This is a genomic window from Pseudomonas silesiensis, assembly GCF_001661075.1.
Lineage (GTDB): Bacteria > Pseudomonadota > Gammaproteobacteria > Pseudomonadales > Pseudomonadaceae > Aquipseudomonas > Aquipseudomonas silesiensis.
The window spans coordinates 3,954,360-3,971,801 of record NZ_CP014870.1 but is presented as its reverse complement, the minus strand read 5'-3'; the positions used below and the strand labels follow the sequence as shown (position 1 = coordinate 3,971,801).

Below are 17,442 nucleotides of genomic sequence, written 5' to 3'. Positions count from 1 at the left end.
TCATGAACGCCTCGCAACGCGGTTTTACCCTGATTGAAGTCGTGGTGACGCTGGCCCTGATCGGCCTGCTGGCCGGCATGGCTGCGCCGCTGACCGAGACCGTGGTGCGCCGGGGCAAGGAACAGGAGCTGCGTACGGCGCTGTACCAGATCCGCGACGCCATCGACGCCTACAAACGCGCCTTCGACGCCGGTTATATCGAGAAGTCGCTGAACAACAGCGGCTATCCACCGAACCTGCAAGTGCTGGTGGACGGCGTGCGCGATGTGCGCAGCGCCAAGGGCGCCAAGTTCTATTTCCTGCGCCGGGTGCCCCGCGACCCGCTGGCCACGGTCAAGCGCGACGACGAAGGCGGCTGGGGCTTGCGTTCCTATGACAGTACGGCCCAAAGCCCGCGGGAGGGCGAGGACGTCTTTGACGTCTACTCCCAGGCGCGCGGCAAGGGTCTCAACGGCATCGCCTACCGGGAGTGGTGACTTATGCGCCGGGAAAAGGGTTTTACCCTGCTGGAACTGATGGTGGTCATGGCAATCATCGCGACGCTGATGACCATCGCCTTGCCCCGTTATTTCAACAGCCTCGAGGCCTCGAAGGAGACCACCCTGCGCCAAAGCCTGTCGGCGATGCGCGAGGCGCTGGACCACTACTACGGCGACACCGGGCGCTACCCCGATTCCATCGAACAGCTGGTGGAGCAGCGTTACCTGCGCAACCCGCCGATGGACCCGATTGCCGAGCGCAAGGACCTGTGGGTCCTGGTGGCGCCGCCGGACGGTGTGCCGGGCGGGGTCGCGGATATCAAGAGCGGTGCAACCGGGAGGGCGCGTGATGGCAGCCTTTATGCCGAGTGGTAAGCCCTCGAACCAGGCGGGTTTCACCTACCTGGGCGTGCTGTTCCTGATCATGGTGATGGGCATGGGCCTGGCCAGTGCCGGCGAATTATGGTCGACCGCCTCGCGCCGCGATCGTGAACGCCAGTTGCTCTGGGTCGGTACCCAGTACGCCCAGGCCCTGCGCAGCTATTACCGCAGTTCGCCGGGCCTGGCGCAGTACCCGAAAGAGTTGGCGGACCTGTTGCAGGACGAACGTTTTCCCAATGCCCAACACCATATTCGCCAACTGTACCCGGACCCGATCGGGGGCGGCGAATGGGCGCTGATGCGTGGTTTCGACGGGCGCATCACCGGCCTCTACAGCCCCTCGACGGACAAGCCGCTCAAACAGGCGGACTTCCCCAGTCAATGGTCGGACTTCACCGGCATGGCCAGTTACAAGGACTGGCAGTTCGTGGCCGAGAAGGCGTTCCTCGAAGGCACGTCGGGGCCGAAAAGTCCGTCCCGGTCACCACAAGGGGTGATGCCATGAACAGATTCTGCCTGGCCCTGATCCTGCTGCTGGCGACGCCGTTTGCCGCGGCCGCCGAAGAGGACGAAATGATGGGCTTCATCGTCGATGACACCATCTCGCACATAGGCCACGAGTTTTATTACGCGTTCAGTGAACGCCTGCGCGCCACCAGCCCCATGGATTTCAACCTGGTGGTACGCGAACGACCTTCCGCACGCTGGGGCAGCCTGGTGACCGTGGAATACCAACAGCGTTTGGTGTATCGGCGCTTTCTGCCGCCGAACACTGTGGAACTCAAGGAGGAGGCGTCCGACGCCGCCGACTGGGTGCGCGGGCAGATCGTCAAACGCAAGCTGGAAGCTTTGTTGCAGGACACCACGGACCTAGAGAGGGACGAATTATGAAAACGAGAACATTGTTGCACCGCCCCGGGCTGTCATGGGCCGGTATCTGGTTGCTCGGGCTGGCCAGCGGCGGTCTGGTCCAGGCCACGGAGCTGGTGTACACACCGGTCAACCCGACGTTCGGCGGCAACCCGTTGAACGGAACCTGGCTGCTCAACAAAGCCCAGTCGCAAAACGATTACGACGATCCGGACTTGAAAGACCGGGCTTCCCTGGCCGGGACCTCAGCCCTCGAACGCTTCAGCAGCCAGTTGCAATCGCGGTTGCTGGGACAGTTGCTGGACAACATCTCCACCGGCAACACGGGGAGCCTGTCCACCGACGCTTTTATCGTCAACGTCATCGACGACTCCGGCGCACTGACTATTGAAGTGACCGACCGAGCGACCGGTGAAATTTCGGAAATCCAGGTGAATGGCCTGGCCCCTTGAGGGGACTCGGTCAATGGGGAGTCAAGGACATGAAAAAGATAATAGCGCTAGGGCTGATGTTGGCGGCATTACAAGGGTGCAGTCTGCGCGAGCCGATGTCGGCGGAGCACGACACCGAAACCCCGACCCTGACACCTCGGGCGTCGACCTATTACGACTTGCTGAACATGCCACGACCCAAGGGCCGGTTGATGGCGGTGGTGTACGGCTTCCGGGATCAGACCGGGCAGTACAAACCGACCCCGGCCAGTTCCTTTTCCACCAGCGTGACCCAGGGCGCGGCGAGCATGTTGATGGACGCGATGCAGGCCAGCGGCTGGTTCGTGGTGCTGGAACGCGAGGGGCTGCAGAACCTGCTGACCGAACGCAAGATCATCCGCGCCTCGCAGAAAAAGCCGAATACGCCGATGAATATCCAGGGTGAGTTGCCGCCCTTGCAGGCGGCGAACATGATGCTCGAGGGCGGGATCATTGCGTACGACACCAACGTGCGCAGCGGCGGGGAAGGGGCCGGTTACCTGGGCATCGACATTTCTCGCGAATATCGGGTGGATCAGGTCACGGTGAACCTGCGGGCGGTGGATGTGCGCAGCGGGCAGATCCTGGCCAACGTGATGACCAGCAAGACCATCTACTCCGTGGCGCGCAGTGCCGGGGTGTTCAAGTTTATCGAGTTCAAGAAGTTGCTTGAGGCCGAGGTCGGGTACACCACGAACGAGCCGGCGCAGTTGTGTGTGTTGTCGGCGATCGAGGCGGCGGTGGGGCATCTGTTGGCCCAGGGGATTGAACGCAAGATGTGGCAGGTGGCGGGGGACAAGACGGCGCTGGTGCAGGATGAGACGCTGGATCGGTATTTGACCCAGGCCAAGGTGGTGCCAGAGGGTGGGGATGAGTGAACGTGGCGGCCTTCGGGCCGACCAGGTTCTTGTTGGTTGAGTACATATCCGTTGCTGCGGTAACGGCCGCTTATGGTTTCGCCCTTACGGCGAGTCCCTTTGGCAAACGCCCCAAAGGAACCAAAGGTCTCGCCCCGGCGTCCGGCCCCTCGCTAAGGCTCGGGGTGCCTTCGCTCCGGTGTCCATCCGGGGACACTGCCCTCCGGTCTGCTTCGCTACGACCTACATGCAGCGTGTTCGACTGCGTCGAACGGCGCTGCGCGCCACTCCCCGGATGAACACCTCCACTCAGCCTCCCGATATAGGTTGTCTGTTCCTTCTTCTTCCATACTTCGATGTCTCGAAGTCAGTCTTGATCCGAGAAGGAACATGCACCTGTGGGCTACGAATATGCCTCCCAAGCACTCGATGATTACCCCTTCATCTTCGAGCCCCCAGGTGCGCTTGCGCCCTTTAACGAATACTCAGGGAAAGCCCGACACGGCTCTCTATATCGCTTTCGCTGGACGCAAGCATGCATGTCCCTGCATGTACTTTAGCGCCTGTGGAGGTGGTTGATGCAAACGCTCCTGTCTCAGAAATTCACTGCTTATGTCGGAATAGATTGGGCAGATATTAAGCACGACGTGTGTTTGCAGGTCGCGGGGGAAACCCGACGGCACTTCTCAGTAATCGACCACACGCCCCAATCGATTGATCGTTGGGCGAAATCGTTGTTTGAGCGCTACGGTGCTCCGATTGCAATTGCGCTTGAACTCAACAAGGGCCCGTTGGTGGCGGCCCTGCAAAAGTACGAGTTTTTCTGCCTGTTTCCGATTAATCCGAGCACGTTGGCCAAACATCGTAAAACCTTTATTGGCAGCGGCGCCAAGGATGATCCGACCGATGCTCAATGGGCTCTCGAGTTGTTGCTCACTTATCCCCTTCGGTTCCCCCAATTGATGCCGCAAAGCCCTGCCATGCGTGTTTTGGCCAGCCTGACGGAACATCGGCGCGCACTGGTCAACGAGCGAGTGAGGATGGGCAACCGCTTGATCTGCACGCTCAAACAGTACTATCCATTGGCCCTGGAACTGTTTAGCGATCATGACACCGTGATGTTCTGTGACTTTCTGATGTGCTGGCCCACGCTTGACCACATCCAGCGATCTCGCCAGAGTGCCTTTCTCAAGTTCTTTAACGAGCACAACGCTCGTCGCTCTCAGCTCAATCAAGCGCGCTGGGAAATCATCAGCAAAGCGATTCCTCTGACGCAGGATCCGGGGGTGATACGTCCTTCACAGCTGTACGCGACGGCCTTGGCGTCGCAACTCAAAGGGCTCCTTGCCATCATCAAGGATTTTGATCGCGAGATCGAAGAAACGGCCAACACCTTGGCCGATTACCCGATTTTTAAGGCACTGCCTGGAGCCGGCCAACATCTTGCACCGCGCCTGATGGTGGCTTTTGGTGAGCAGCGAGATCGATTTAACGACGCCAGTGCGATGCAGCGATATGCCGGAATCGCACCGGTTACCCAGCGTAGCGGAAAAAAGAAACTCGTGTATTGGCGCTACCAATGCTCAACTTTCTTGCGCCAGACCTTTGTCGAATGGGCCGCTCACAGCATCACTCAATCCACATGGGCCGAGGCCTATTATCGGCAGCAGCGGGCGAAAGGCTGCTCATACCAAGCGACTCTCAGAGGGCTCGCTTTCAAGTGGATCAGAATCGTTTATCGGTGCTGGAAAACCAGCACCGTCTATGACGAAAAGGCTTACCTGCAGGCTTTGATACGCCGGGGATCAACATTGATAGAGATACCAATGGAGGAAGCTTCGGGTTGACGGAAAGGCTCAGGGCATGAAGGGGCGGGTGGATCAAAATCAAGAGCTGCAGGCGAGCTAACGCTCGGCCTGATGAGTGGTGAAGAGCGCGGGTGTACCCGGACCCCTGTAGGAGCGAGGCTTGCCCGCGAAGACGGCCTGACAGCCGACCTGATTTCACGGATACACCTGGAACCCTTGCTCGCGAAGGCGGCTGACAGCCAACCCGACTTTTATGGGTTCAAGCAGTTGTCTGTAGGACCGACTTGAAGGCTACATCACCTTGCGCCATTGCCTACAACTACGCCAGAATCCGCCGGCTTGTGCGCTTTGTCCCTGGTCTTTATCGTTGCCCTATCGCTGCAAATTCAGCGATCGGGTTTAGCGATCCGAACAGTTACAGGGAGCAACAGCACTTCAGTCCTCATTGCAGGCTTCTATGTCTGCAATTTGATCATGGCGGCTGTGCGTCGGAGACTTTCGGGTCTGCCGGGTTTACCTGTACCGGTTCGCTAACCTTCGTACAGCCGCCACCCTTGCTTGTTTAGCGACAGGTCATGGTGGTTTCATTTTTCTACAGGATCTTCACCATACCCAAACCGACACCGAATCCCCCAGAATCACAAAGCGAAAGCACTACCGCCGCCCGCGCCTCCAACCTTCGCCTCAAACCCGCCATTCTCAAAACCTGCACACCCCGCAAACCCAGCACAATGTTCATCATCGCCCCGGACATCGACACCGAAAGCCTGTTGGCACACGCCTGTGAGTCGCTGGCGTCGGCGAGCGTCATGGCCAGTGACTTCGCGACCTTTGTAGATGGGCCGCAGCGCAGCATGGTGTTGGGCATCCAGCAGGTCATCATGCTGGCTGATCTGACAGTCAACCGGGCACTGGATAACCTCGATCCTCAAGACTAAACAGTCACTACAAGAGATCGTCAGGTAGACCGCGTTATCGTTCTTCGCGGGCAAGTCGAATCGTCGCACCGCTCGCTCCTACGCAACCGCGTCAGCCATAAAAAAACCGCGATCCTGCACCCAGGCTCGCGGTTTTTCACAACCCTACAATCATTGCTGCAGAACAGTCGCCTGGTTACCCGTCCCATACTGCTGAACAGTCGCCATCTGCGTCATCCCACTCTGGTCAACATTGGCAATGTTCCCCGTCCCGCCTTGGGTCACATACGCCACGTTCATGGTGTCAGCCTGTTTCACAACGATCTGGTTATCATCCCCATATTGTGTAGTGAAGGCCTGGTTGCTTGTGCCCGACTGGTCGTACTCGGTGCTGTTGCCCATACCGGTGCTGGTGCCCTGGGCCAGGTTGGTGAGGCCGCGTTGCGAGGCGATGAGGATGTTGTCGCTGCCGTTCTGGTCGAAGTACAGCTCGTTGTAGGTGTCGGCCTGGCTGACGGTGGTCTTGTTGCCGGTACCGGCCTGGTTGGTGGTCATGATGTGGCCGGCGCCATCCTGGGTGAAGCTGGCGATGTTGTTGCTGCCGAGCTGGTTGACGGTCGCACGCTGGTTGCTGCCGAACTGGCCACCGGCTTGCGGGCCTTTCCAGTTGCTGGCATAGACCTTGTTGTCGTTACCCACCGAGTTGGCATTGAGCACATGGCTGTCGCCGCTCTGGTAGGTGAAGTGCACGTTGCCGGTGCCCTGTTGGTACAGCGCCAGGGTCGAGCCGACGGACTCGAACTGGTCGGCGTAGATCGCGTTGAGGTCGCCGACTTGCAGAACCTGGGCGACGTTGTTTTCGCCGAAGCTCTGGTCGACGATGGTTTCGTTGGCTGTACCGATCTGGTCGACGGTGGCCTGGCTGGCGAGTTGGGTGTCTTGCCAGACTTCGCTGCCGTTCATGTCGCCCAGTTGGTTGATGGTCACGGTGCCGCCGTTGCCCAAGGTCTGGTGGCCATAGGCATAGTTGCTTTCGCCGGCCTGATTGATATTGATCTGCCCGGCCACGTGCTCGATCTGTTCGCCGGTGCCGTAGTTGGCGGTGCCGTATTGGATGACCGTCGCGTTGTTGCCGGTACCGGACACGATTTGCTCGACGTTGGCTTCGTTGCTGTCACCCAGCTGCGAGGTGGTGGCGGTATTGCCGTCCTGGCCTTCCTGGTAAATGAAAGAGAAGTTGCCGGTGCCTTGCTGTTGCTGCAACGCCTGGTTGGCGCCAAGTGCGCCTATCGACTGGCTGGCATGGGTGATGTTCAAGGCGCCGACCTGTTGCTGGACGATGGTGCTGCCGTTTTCGTACAGCTGCTCGGCATAACCGGCGTTGAAGTCACCGACCTGATCCTGGGTAATGGTGCCGGTGGCACCTTCTTGCTTGGCGGCCGCGTTGTTGCCTTCGCCGAGTTGGGTCTGGGTGGCGGTACTGAAACTGGCCTGGATTTGCGTCACCTCGGCGATGTTGGCGGTACCGACCTGGTTCTGGGTGGAAAGGCTGTCGTCGGCCATCGCCTGGGCACTGACAATGACCAGGATGGCGGCGGTAAGGGGCGTCAGTTTGAACATGATGAAACCTCCAAGTGGTGCAGTGCTTTAGCGATACTGTTTGACCGAAACGCTCATGCCGTTCCCCGACTGGGTCACGGCGCTGGAAAGCCCCGTGCCGGCCTGGTCGATGCTGGCGTCGTTGTTGTTGCCGTTCTGGGAAATCTGCGCGCGGTTGTGGCTGCCGTTTTGCGTGATCCCGGCGTTGTTGCCCGAACCTTGCTGGGTGATCAGGGCCATCAGGTCGCTGCCTTGCTGCAGGATGAACGCTTCCTGATTGCTCCCCGACTGGACAATGTGACCCAGCAGCGACTGGCCGTTCTGTTGCAGCAGCGCGACGTTGGCCTGGCCGTTCTGGTCGATCAGCGCTTGCTGGCCGATCGGCGCTGGCCACTCGCCGAGGTCGGCTGCGGGCGCCAGGTCGTCGTTCTCCATCAAATCATCGGCGCGCACGCCCGCACTGCTGCAAAGCAGAAGCAGGCAGAGCAGGGTGGCGGTCGATTTTTTCATGGTGGCGTCCTTGGGAAAGAGGCCTGCCCCACCGATCGGCCAGATCGGTGGGGCGAGGGCTTACTGCACGGTGACGGCGACAGTGCGCACGGTGCCCTGGGAGGAGCGGATGGTTGCTGTCGGGTTCGCCGACGGGATCACCGTGGTGCTGTTGCTCACGGTCAGGCGCCAGCGTCCGGTCAACGGCACCGTGGTGGTACCGAGGGTTACCAGCCCGGTCGGGGTGGTCACCTGGACGGTGATGGTGTTGCCGGTGGTCACCGATGAGGTGCCCGAGAAGTCCCAGTTGAAGCGGTTGTTGGAACGGGCCGTCACCGTGGCCGCGGTCACCGCGAAGGTTTCCGCTGCCGGTTTTGGCGAGACTTGCACCGTGACCGTGGCCGGCGCCGACTGGGCGCCGAAGCTGTCCCTGGCGATGTAGGTGAAGGTCGTGGTGAAGGCCGTCGTGACCGTGGCCGGTGGGGTGTAGGTGATCACGGTGCCGTCAGTGCTGACGGTGCCGCGACCGGTCGCTGGCTGGGTCTGGATGGCGACGGTTAACGGTACGTTGCCTTCCGGGTCGGTGTCGTTGGCCAGCACGTTGATCGGTACCGCCACGCCCAGGGTCGCGATGCTGTCGACGACGGCCACCGGAGGCTGGTTAGGCGCCACGGTGATGGTCACGGTCGCCGGAGCGCTCGAAGCCAGGCCTTTGACGTCTTGCGCCTTGTAGGTGAAGGTCGTGGTCAGCGGTGCATTGACGACGGCCGGTGGGGTATAGACCACCGCTGCCGTGCCGCTCAAGGCGACGGTGCCCTGGTCAGCGGCCGGTTGGGTCAGCGCGGTGATGCTCAGTGGCGTGTCGCCGTCCGGGTCGCTGTCGTTGCCCAGCAGGCTGAGGGTGATCGGCACCCCGAAGCTGGTGCTGCCGCTGTCGGCCACGGCTATCGGCGCCTGGTTTTCGCCGGTATCCGGGGCCGAACCAACGACCACGACCGGCTCGGTATCGCTGCCGCCCGCGGCGGATTTGATCGTCACGGTGGCCGGTGGCTGCATCAGGTCGGCAACGGTCAGGCGTTGCAGGGTGCCGGTCTTCGACAGACGTCCGTAACCCTGGGCGACCATGTCCGGTACCGCCACTTCGTCAGTGGAGGTGGCCTCGATCAGCAGGCTGTGATTGCTCCAGTTGTAGCGAGCGGTCTGGACTTTCACCACGTCGGTGACCTTGCTCGACACTGCCGTCGGCCGGGTGGTACCTGTCGGGTTGGTGGCGGTGACCACCACGACCGGGGGCACGTTGCCGGTGAACTGACGCTGGCCGAAGAACAAGCCATTGTTGTCGCCGGTCATGTTGATCAGGCACGGCGACAGCGGTGGGCCGGGTACCAGGGCAATGCTTTCGCGGAAGCACAGGCTCGACGCGTTGCCCGATTTGCCGAAGACTTCGACCCGCGTGCCGGTGTCGGTGCGCCGGTAGGTGGCGCGGTCGATTTCCACCGGGGTCTGGGCACGGTTGTCGAGGACTTTGCCGGATACGGTGAACAGGTTGGTCTCGATGGTCCCGGCTGGTCCCTGGATACGCACGAAGTTGGTGTTGTTGGGGCTGCCGGTGACCTGCTCGGTGAGGTTCGGATCGCCGACGAAGGTCTCGACGGTTCCGGTGTCCGGGTTCATCTCGGTGTAGGGGCCGTTGACGCTACGCAGGAACGGGCCGACGTTGCCGTTCAGCACACCGCTGAAGTTACCTGGCGCACCGATGCCGATGTCCCGGGTCATGTTGATGGCGCGCCGACCCGTGGTGGTGACGTTGATCGTTTCCACCCCGTAAGGGTGGGTGATGGTATAGATCCCGGGTGTGGGCACCGAGACGCGCAGGCGAATCCGCGCGAAGGAGACCTGATCACCCTCCACCGGAGTTTCGGCGCCGAATGCCGCCTCGACCGCGGCCACATACACTTCCAGTTCATACCCGCTGTTGCCCACTTGCGGGATTGCGGTCTCCGCCGCGAACCAGAAGGCTTCTCCGGGCCAGTTGTCGGGGAAGACCATCGGCTGGGCGTCGTCGTAGACCCCCGGTTCCGCCGCCAGGATGCACATGAAGGACGGTGGGGTGGTGGTCGGCACCCGCGAGCTCGCGGCCCGGGACTGGCAAAGCTCCAGCTTCAATTGGTTGTTGTCCTCATACCACATGGGGAATTTCCCCGTGGCGAAGGTGTAAGGGCCGGGGTCGACGGCGGCGAGTTGCGCGAACGCGCTGCCGGACAGCGATAGAGTCAGTCCCAGGGCGTTGAGCGCCAGGCGTGGCCAATTGTTCATGATGCCTCCTGATGAGGATCTGGGCGTGTGAGCGTTCATTGCACGATGACCACTTCTTCGGTGTCGCTGCCGCCATTGGATGACGTCACGCGAACCTTGGCCGGTGGAATCGGCGAGATCCCGGTAGCCAGGGTTTTCACCGCGCCTTCGCCACTGAGGGCGCCGATGGCGGCACCGCTGGCGGATGTGGCGGTGAGCACTGGCGGCGAAGTTTCATCACTGGTCGAGGCCACGAGGGTCAGTTGCCCGCTGCTGAGGCTGTATTCCGCACGCTGGATCACCACCAGGTCGGTCAGCGCCATGGACAAGGTGGTCGGTGTGCTGGTGGGGATCGCCAGGTGGTTGTCGGCGGTCACCTGCACCGTGCTCGGCAAGGTCGGGTTGGCCGCGGACTGCGCGTACCAGTTGCCGGTGGTGTTGGCTTCGCTCATGTTCAGCACCGGGCTGCTGCTGGTCACACCGACAGTCGCCGGCGGCGGTGGCGCCATGACGAACACGTCCTGCTGGGCGATCGGCGCGCTTTCACCGGCTTTGCGCGAGTAAGTGCTGCGCTGGGCGATCATCGGGGTCGGCCGCACCACCGTCGACAATTTGCCGGAGATGCTGAACAGCGTGGTACGCAGATCCAGGCCATTGGGCCCTTCGATGCGCACGAAGTTAGTGTTGAACGGGCTGCCGGTGACGGCCTCTTCCAGGTTCGGGTCGCCGATGAATTGCTCGGCCGAACCGGTCAGCGGATTGGTCTCGGTGTAGGGGCCATTGACGCTGCGCAGGAAAGGTCCGACGTCACCGCGCAGGGCGCCGTCGTAGGTTTTCGGCGAACCGATGCCGATGTCGCGGGTCATGTTGATCACCCGGGTGCCCCCGGCAGGCACGTCGAATATGTCGACCCCATAAGGGTGGGTGATGGTGTAGGTGCCAGCGGTGGGCACGTCGACGCGGATACGTACCCGGGCAAAACTCATCTGGTCGCCTTCGACCGGTTCTTCAGCGGCGAAGGCCGCTTCGATGGCGGTACCGAACGACAGGTCGATGCCCCGGGCAGCGTCGACGATTGCCGCGTCGGCGGTGAACCAGAAGGCTTCGTCAGGGAAGTTGGTCGGGAAGACGATGGGTTGTGCATCGTCGAATACGCCGGGGGTCGGCAGCAACGTACACATGTACGACGGCGCGCCGGGTGCTCCGGGAGCCCTGGAACTGACAGCCTTGGACAGGCACAGGTCTAGGGTTCGACCGTGGGTGTCCTGATACCAGGCGGCGAACGAGCCGTTGGATGGAAGGTAAGGTCCTGGGTCGACGGCATACAGCGCCGCCTGAGCGATGCCTTGGGCCAGAGCACTCACGACCAGGGCGGTCGCAGTTTTGGACAGTAAAGGGTGCATGAGTTAATCCCTCTATCAGAGTACCTGTCCCGTGAGGTGGGTCAGTTGAGAGGGGGTGGGGCAACTTCCGTACCAATAGGCGAAAACATTCTTGAGAGGTCCGGAACGCGGGCATTCGGCGGTCAATCGCTATCAGACAGGCGCTCGAGCGAACGGGCCATTGTCCCCAGCATTGGGGGTAGGTGGGGAAGGCGGGGAGGTGTGGGATAGCTACCACAGCCTTTGCCGGTCCAAACCCCGACATCGGGCAAACGGCCAGCATTGGGCTATAACCCTATAGGGGAAACGTCGGGAACAAATGTCCATGAACATGCCTACCAAAGCGCTCCTGTCGCAGGAGGGCGATACCCGCCTGCACTCGCGCAAGCCGCCGTTCAATCTGTTGCGCTGGTTTTCGCTCGTCAGCATGGCGGTGATCGGCACGGTTGCCGTGGCGCTGGGGTCGGTGTCCACGCGGTTCGTGATTACCGAAAGCGTGCAGCGCGATGCCTTGCTGACATCGCAGTTTATCCAGGCGATCGCCTCGGCCGAGGTGCGCCATGTGTCGATTCCCAACGTGCGGACCATGGGCGAGTTGCTCGACCCCCGCAAGGACAAAGACTTTCCCGACGTCGACCCCATGGCCCGGGCCAATGCCCGTGGTGAATTCCTCGACCACATCGAACACCTGCCGGATGTGATCCTGGCCAATATCTACGCCCCCGACCGCATGGTGATCTGGTCGACCAACCCGGCATTGATGGGCACTACCATCCATACCGACGACGACCTGGATCATGCCTTTGCCTCCAAGACCCCGGTGTCGGCCAGCTATCACGACGTCGATCAAAGCCGCATGGAGCAGAAGTTCGTAACACCCCCTGAATACATCTTCATCGAGAACTACATTCCGCTGTTCGATGCCGACGGCGACAAAGTCACCGCGATGGTCGAGATCTACAAGGAGCCCAAGGACCTGATCAATCGCATGGAGCGCGGCCTGGTATTGATCTGGCTGGCCACCGCCCTGGGCGGCGGGCTGATTTACCTGGGGCTGTACTGGATCGTGCGCCGGGCCGCGATTCAGCTGGCGGCGCAACAGCAGCAATTGATCACCAACGAAACCTTCGTCGCCCTGGGCGAGATGTCGTCGGCGGTCGCCCATAGCTTGCGCAATCCATTGGCGACCATTCGCTCCAGCGCTGAACTGGCGCTGGAATTCGACAGCGGCGCGGCGCACAAGAACATCAACGACATCATCGGCCAGGTCGATCGCATGTCGAAATGGGTCAGGGAGCTGCTGCAATCCTTGCGCCCGCTCAACGACGAAGCGGAGCCGGTGAATCTGGTGGCGGCGTTGCACGACAGCCTCATGGCCTTCGAGCAGCAGATCGCCAAGGCCAACGTCCTGGTCGTGTTCCAGCCCACGGAAACGCCCATGGTCCTGAGCCAGCAGGTGCAGTTGACGCAGATTCTCAACAGTTTGCTGGCCAATGCACTGGAGGCGATGGAGAAGGGCGGCACGCTCACCATTACCCTGGAGCCAACCGATGCCCACGGCGTGTGCGTGGTCGTGAGCGACACCGGCAAAGGCATGAACGAAGAGCAGCGCAGCATGGCCTTCCGGCCGTTTTACACCACCAAGCGCGGTGGCCTGGGGGTCGGGCTGGTGCTGGTCAAGCGGATCATGGACCGTTTCGGCGGCGGGGTGACCCTGGAAAGTCGCGAGGGCGAGGGCACCACCGTGCGTCTTGCGTTTAAACGGCTCACCTGAAAACGGGTGTGAACTTTCCCCGGTAGCGGGTGTTTTTCCCCAGCTGCGTGCCGATCATGGCACATTGATGTTGATAAGCCACTGTTTTGTCAGGTCTTAATCCTTTGTAAAAAATAGTTACAAATATGGCGAGCTCCTTGCAAATCACCAGTACCCCTTCATGACTTCGAGGCGGCTGGTGATGGACAGTAAAGCGCGGTTCCCCTTCAAGCGGTTCGGCTTCCTGACGCCTTTGAGCGTCCTTCTGACGATGACGCTGGGAACAGCCGGTCTTCGTGCCAGCCCCATCGATGACGAACGACAGCCCGAACCCACCGACCCGTCGGCGTATTACGACGAACCCGTCGACAAACCGGCCGCGCTGAACGCCATCCTGACCCTGCCGGAGGCCAACGAAGACGCCTTCGATTTGCCCGATGGCGTCAAAGGCAGCCGCGACACCACACGCCAGGAAAACATCCTGCCGCCCACGGTGCAGACCAGTTTCAACTACCCCACCAATGGCAAGCCCAGCCCGCTGTTCGGCGCTCAGCCGTTCACTCAGCAACTGGTGTTGTTCGAAGAATTCGGTCCGGAAAAACTCGACCCCACCACACCGGCGGCACCCTTGGGATTTCCCCCCGCGGTGATCGGCCCGGCGCCTCAGCAGGACCCCACCAGTGCGGCCCGCAGTGCGCCCCCCGGCGCAGCCCTCGATGCCTTCCTGCGCCAACCGGGACTGACGCCATTCCCGAGCCAGTTCGCCAACGTGGTCGACCGCAATCCGTGGCAGGCGCAGATCGAGTACTTCCTCAACCGGCACATCGGCTCTGCCGCCGAAGGCCGTCCGCCAGGAAAGGGTTGGTCGCATCAACGCTGGAACGAGTTCTACCCGCAAGCGGCCTACAAGACCGTGCAGACCGGTGCGCGAACCAACGGCGGCCTGCGCGACAGTCGCCAGATGCATGGTTACGCCCTGGGTGAGTTCGGTCCCGGTGGCCTTTATCACAACACCGCCGGCGTACCCCTGACCGATGGCACGGCCAAAGGCGTCGACGCGCGTTTTCACCCGAACATGCCGGTACAGAACCACAACGCGGTCTGGACCTTCGACGGCACCTTGCCGCCGAAATTGCTGATGGTGCGGTACGGCCAGCCGGTGCTGATGCGCCATTACAACGGCTTGCCCATCGACCCGTCGGCCAACATGGGCTTCGGCCTGCACACCATCAGCACCCACGAACACAACGGTCACGCACCGGCGGAAAGCGACGGTTACGCCAACGCGTTTTTCTTTCCGGGGCAGTATTACGACTATCGCTGGCCGCTTCAGCTGGCCGGTTACGACAGCATCAATACCCGCGCCGAAGACCCCCGCGCGGCCTTTCCCTGCTCACCGGGGGAAACCCTGTGGGTCAATGACATGAACCCCGGCCTCAAGACGTGCGACCACGGCACCATCAAGATCCGTGGCGACTGGCGCGAAACCATGAGCACCCACTGGTTCCACGATCACATGCTCGATTTCACCGCGCAGAACGTCTACAAGGGCAACGCGGCGATGATGAACTACTACAGCGCCCTGGACCGTGGCAACGAATCGGTGAACGACGGCGTCAACCTGCGCTTCCCCAGCGGCAGCGCCTTGCCGTGGGGCAACCGCGACTACGACGTCAACCTGTTGATCGCCGACAAGGCCTGGGATCAGGGCGGCCAACTCTGGTTCAACCCGTTCAATACCGATGGCTTTCTCGGTGACCAGATACTGGTGAACTGGCAGTGGAAGCCGGCCCTGGACGTGCGCGCCCGCAGCTATCGGTTGCGTATCCTCAACGGCTCGGTGTCGCGTTATTTCAAGCTGGCCCTGGTGCGCGAGGTCAAGGGCAACGGCGGTGAATTTCCCGGGCCGAAAAACGCCGGGGTGTCCTACAGTCGGGTGCCGTTCCACCTGATTGCCAACGACGGCAACATCATGGAGCACAGCGTGCCGTTCGACGGCAGCATGGACCTGGACGCCGACGGCAATAAACAGAATCACAACGCAATCCTGCCAACCCAGGGCATCGCCGAACGCTTCGACATCATCGTCAACTTCGCGAAGAACGGGATCAAGCCAGGGGACAAACTGTTCTTCGTCAACCTGCTGGCCCATGACGACGGCAAGGGCCCGAAAGAGCCGATTGCCCTGGGCGATGTGCTCTCGGAAAAATACCTGGCGGTGATCAAGCAAAGCAGCAAGGGCCCGCAGTGGGACAAGGGCGACCCGGCCGTGGGCAAAATCCTGCAGCTCAACGTCAAGGCCTACACCGGTCAGGACCTGGCGATGGACCCGGCAGCCTATGAGCCGGCCAAACCGGGCAAGGCCGAAGGCATGGCGATGATCCCGCTGAAGATCCATCGCGATACCGTCGCCGACAAGGCGCTGTTGGCCAAGGCCCGTCACCGCACCTTCACCTACGGGCGCTCGGACGGCACCGACACAGCGCCCTGGACGGTCAAGACCGACGGCGGTTTCGGCTTCCATATGGACCCGCGTCGCCTGAACACCTCGACCCAGTTGGCCAGTGGCCCCACCGATGCCGGTGTCACCGGGTTCGGCACCCTGGAAGTGTGGAACATCAAGGCCGGCGGCAAGGGCTGGAGCCACCCGGTGCATGTGCACTTCGAGGAGGGGATCATCCTGAGCCGCGGCGGCAAGGCACCACCGGAATGGGAAAAATGGGCGCGCAAGGACGTCTATCGCATCGGTTCGGAAGACGATGGCCTGGACAGCGTCGAGTTCGCGATCAACTTCCGTGAATTCGCCGGGACCTACATGGAGCACTGTCACAACACCCAGCATGAGGACAACTCCATGCTGCTGCGCTGGGACATCGAGAAGCCGGGGCAATTGCAGTTGATGCCGACGCCGCTGCCGAGCTGGGATGGCGTGCGTTACGTCAACTCCGCCGCCCTGCCGACCTTCCGCACCGGCGATGGCTTCGGCCCACAAGTGCCGGTCAAGAAATGAATCGGGAGCGAGCCGACATGAACGGGCAAACGCCACGCTCTACAGCCTTGGGCCTGCACCTGGTACTGATGCTGGTCAGCTGCCTGCTCGCTACCCGGTTGTTGGTGGCCCACGAGGTGGCCGAGGCGCCGGCTGCGGCGGCGGCGACACCTTGGGGCGCCGGTTATTTCCCCAATACCCTGCTGACCGACCAGGACGGTCGGCAGGTGCATTTCTTCGATGACCTGATCCGGGACAAGGTGGTGGTGATCAATTTCATATTTACTACCTGCAGCGATTCCTGCCCGCTGGAAACCGCGCGCCTGCGCCAGGTGCAACAGTTGCTCGGGGACCGGGTCGGCAAGGACATCTTTTTCTATTCCATCAGCATCGATCCGCTCAGCGACACGCCCGAGGTGCTCAAGGCCTATGCGCGACGGTTCAAGGTCGGGCCGGGCTGGCAATTTCTCACCGGTGACTTCGACGCTGTCACCGAGCTGCGGCACAAGCTGGGGCTGTTCATCGAAGGCGTCGACAACGGTCGCAACAAGGATCACAACCTGAGCCTGATCGTCGGCAACCAGAGCACGGGCCGCTGGATGAAAGCGTCACCCTTCGAGAACCCGTGGATTCTGGCCGATCAATTGGCCAATACCTTGCAGAACTGGAAGCAACCCAGTGTCGAGCAGAGCTACGTCAGTGCGCCGCAGCTGCGGCCGCCCAGCACCGGCGAAGAATTGTTCCGCACCCGCTGCGCCTCATGCCACAGCCTCGGCCCTCAGGATGGGCAAGGCACCGGGATGCGCGACATCGGTCCCGACCTGATCGGCGTTACACGTCAGCGGGCGCCGGCCTGGCTGGCGCGCTGGATCCGCGAGCCGGACCGCATGCTGGCCGAAAAGGACCCGATCGCGATGCAATTGTTCGAGCGCTTCGACAGGATTGCGATGCCCAACCTGCGTCTGGATGAGAACGCGGCGCAGTCCATCCTGGCTTTTTTGCAGGAGGAAACCGAACGGCAGCAGCCGTTACAGGCGGTGCAATCGCACTAGCGGCTAAATAGTATCAAAGGTGCCATCTGTCTCCAACAATGACACCTACACTGATTCGAAACACGGCTGAAAAGGCTTGTCGCAAGCATCCAGGACCGACC

At 61.5% G+C, this 17,442-nt stretch carries 15 protein-coding genes; 11 read left to right on the top strand and 4 right to left on the bottom strand.

The annotated features are described in order from the left end of the window. Nucleotides 1-2 precede the first annotated feature (2 nt). The 8 genes from PMA3_RS17600 to PMA3_RS17565 all read left to right on the top strand — a co-directional run bounded on the left by PMA3_RS17600 (nt 3) and on the right by PMA3_RS17565 (nt 5,803). Nucleotides 3-476 (top strand): type II secretion system protein, encoded by a 474-nt coding sequence (locus PMA3_RS17600; RefSeq protein ID WP_064678370.1) that lies wholly within the window; start codon nt 3-5, stop codon nt 474-476. Between the two features lie 3 nt (nt 477-479). Continuing rightward, a complete protein-coding gene (locus tag PMA3_RS17595) occupies nt 480-854 on the top strand; it encodes a type II secretion system protein (protein WP_064678369.1) in 375 nt (124 codons plus the stop codon). Next, complete coding sequence (locus tag PMA3_RS17590; protein ID WP_064678368.1) at nt 829-1,365, top strand: type II secretion system protein; 537 nt, start codon at nt 829-831, stop codon at nt 1,363-1,365. The genes PMA3_RS17595 and PMA3_RS17590 overlap by 26 nt, the downstream gene beginning before the upstream one ends. Further along, the gene (gene csgE, locus PMA3_RS17585; protein ID WP_064678367.1) at nt 1,362-1,751 is read left to right on the top strand and encodes a curli production assembly/transport protein CsgE; all 390 of its coding nucleotides are present in this window, start codon (nt 1,362-1,364) and stop codon (nt 1,749-1,751) included. The genes PMA3_RS17590 and csgE overlap by 4 nt, the downstream gene beginning before the upstream one ends. Further along, nucleotides 1,748-2,182: a curli assembly protein CsgF gene (locus PMA3_RS17580; RefSeq protein WP_064678366.1), complete on the top strand. Its 435-nt coding sequence runs from the start codon at nt 1,748-1,750 to the stop codon at nt 2,180-2,182. The genes csgE and PMA3_RS17580 overlap by 4 nt, the downstream gene beginning before the upstream one ends. 29 nt (nt 2,183-2,211) lie before the next feature. Next, nucleotides 2,212-3,078: a CsgG/HfaB family protein gene (locus tag PMA3_RS17575; RefSeq protein WP_064678365.1), complete on the top strand. Its 867-nt coding sequence runs from the start codon at nt 2,212-2,214 to the stop codon at nt 3,076-3,078. A gap of 557 nt (nt 3,079-3,635) precedes the next feature. Next, the gene (locus PMA3_RS17570; RefSeq protein ID WP_064678364.1) at nt 3,636-4,904 is read left to right on the top strand and encodes an IS110 family RNA-guided transposase; all 1,269 of its coding nucleotides are present in this window, start codon (nt 3,636-3,638) and stop codon (nt 4,902-4,904) included. 569 nt (nt 4,905-5,473) lie between these two features. Continuing rightward, the gene (locus PMA3_RS17565; protein WP_064680738.1) at nt 5,474-5,803 is read left to right on the top strand and encodes a DUF6124 family protein; all 330 of its coding nucleotides are present in this window, start codon (nt 5,474-5,476) and stop codon (nt 5,801-5,803) included. Nucleotides 5,804-5,953: 150 nt separating this feature from the next. Here PMA3_RS17565 and PMA3_RS17560 read toward each other — a convergent pair whose 3' ends face one another. From PMA3_RS17560 to PMA3_RS17545, 4 genes are read right to left on the bottom strand one after another with little or no spacing between them, the layout of a single operon-like run. After that, a complete protein-coding gene (locus PMA3_RS17560) occupies nt 5,954-7,402 on the bottom strand; it encodes a curlin (protein ID WP_064678363.1) in 1,449 nt (482 codons plus the stop codon). A 27-nt stretch (nt 7,403-7,429) separates the two neighbouring features. Beyond that, entirely contained in the window at nt 7,430-7,891 is a 462-nt protein-coding gene (locus PMA3_RS17555; RefSeq protein ID WP_064678362.1) for a curlin, read from the bottom strand. Between the two features lie 60 nt (nt 7,892-7,951). Next, nucleotides 7,952-10,186, bottom strand: a complete 2,235-nt coding sequence (locus PMA3_RS17550) for an Ig-like domain-containing protein (protein WP_064678361.1) — start codon at nt 10,184-10,186, stop codon at nt 7,952-7,954. 35 nt (nt 10,187-10,221) lie between these two features. Beyond that, entirely contained in the window at nt 10,222-11,568 is a 1,347-nt protein-coding gene (locus PMA3_RS17545) for a hypothetical protein (protein WP_064678360.1), read from the bottom strand. A gap of 304 nt (nt 11,569-11,872) precedes the next feature. On the opposite strand from PMA3_RS17545, the gene PMA3_RS17540 reads away from it, so the two are divergent. The 3 genes from PMA3_RS17540 (at nt 11,873) to PMA3_RS17530 (ending at nt 17,341) form a co-directional block, all read left to right on the top strand. Next, complete coding sequence (locus PMA3_RS17540) at nt 11,873-13,321, top strand: sensor histidine kinase (RefSeq protein WP_064678359.1); 1,449 nt, start codon at nt 11,873-11,875, stop codon at nt 13,319-13,321. Between the two features lie 181 nt (nt 13,322-13,502). Beyond that, nucleotides 13,503-16,310 (top strand): multicopper oxidase domain-containing protein, encoded by a 2,808-nt coding sequence (locus PMA3_RS17535; RefSeq protein WP_064678358.1) that lies wholly within the window; start codon nt 13,503-13,505, stop codon nt 16,308-16,310. Beyond that, nucleotides 16,307-17,341 (top strand): SCO family protein, encoded by a 1,035-nt coding sequence (locus PMA3_RS17530; protein ID WP_064678357.1) that lies wholly within the window; start codon nt 16,307-16,309, stop codon nt 17,339-17,341. Before PMA3_RS17535 ends, PMA3_RS17530 begins: the two co-directional genes overlap by 4 nt. Nucleotides 17,342-17,442 lie beyond the last annotated feature (101 nt).

Coding starts and splice junctions, on each gene's coding strand:
- PMA3_RS17600 (WP_064678370.1), top strand. CDS start 3: ATGAACGCCTCGCAACGCGGTTTTACCCTGATTGAAGTCGTGGTGACG.
- PMA3_RS17595 (WP_064678369.1), top strand. CDS start 480: ATGCGCCGGGAAAAGGGTTTTACCCTGCTGGAACTGATGGTGGTCATG.
- PMA3_RS17590 (WP_064678368.1), top strand. CDS start 829: ATGGCAGCCTTTATGCCGAGTGGTAAGCCCTCGAACCAGGCGGGTTTC.
- csgE (WP_064678367.1), top strand. CDS start 1,362: ATGAACAGATTCTGCCTGGCCCTGATCCTGCTGCTGGCGACGCCGTTT.
- PMA3_RS17580 (WP_064678366.1), top strand. CDS start 1,748: ATGAAAACGAGAACATTGTTGCACCGCCCCGGGCTGTCATGGGCCGGT.
- PMA3_RS17575 (WP_064678365.1), top strand. CDS start 2,212: ATGAAAAAGATAATAGCGCTAGGGCTGATGTTGGCGGCATTACAAGGG.
- PMA3_RS17570 (WP_064678364.1), top strand. CDS start 3,636: ATGCAAACGCTCCTGTCTCAGAAATTCACTGCTTATGTCGGAATAGAT.
- PMA3_RS17560 (WP_064678363.1), bottom strand. CDS start 7,402: ATGTTCAAACTGACGCCCCTTACCGCCGCCATCCTGGTCATTGTCAGT.
- PMA3_RS17555 (WP_064678362.1), bottom strand. CDS start 7,891: ATGAAAAAATCGACCGCCACCCTGCTCTGCCTGCTTCTGCTTTGCAGC.
- PMA3_RS17550 (WP_064678361.1), bottom strand. CDS start 10,186: ATGAACAATTGGCCACGCCTGGCGCTCAACGCCCTGGGACTGACTCTA.
- PMA3_RS17545 (WP_064678360.1), bottom strand. CDS start 11,568: ATGCACCCTTTACTGTCCAAAACTGCGACCGCCCTGGTCGTGAGTGCT.
- PMA3_RS17540 (WP_064678359.1), top strand. CDS start 11,873: ATGAACATGCCTACCAAAGCGCTCCTGTCGCAGGAGGGCGATACCCGC.
- PMA3_RS17535 (WP_064678358.1), top strand. CDS start 13,503: ATGGACAGTAAAGCGCGGTTCCCCTTCAAGCGGTTCGGCTTCCTGACG.
- PMA3_RS17530 (WP_064678357.1), top strand. CDS start 16,307: ATGAATCGGGAGCGAGCCGACATGAACGGGCAAACGCCACGCTCTACA.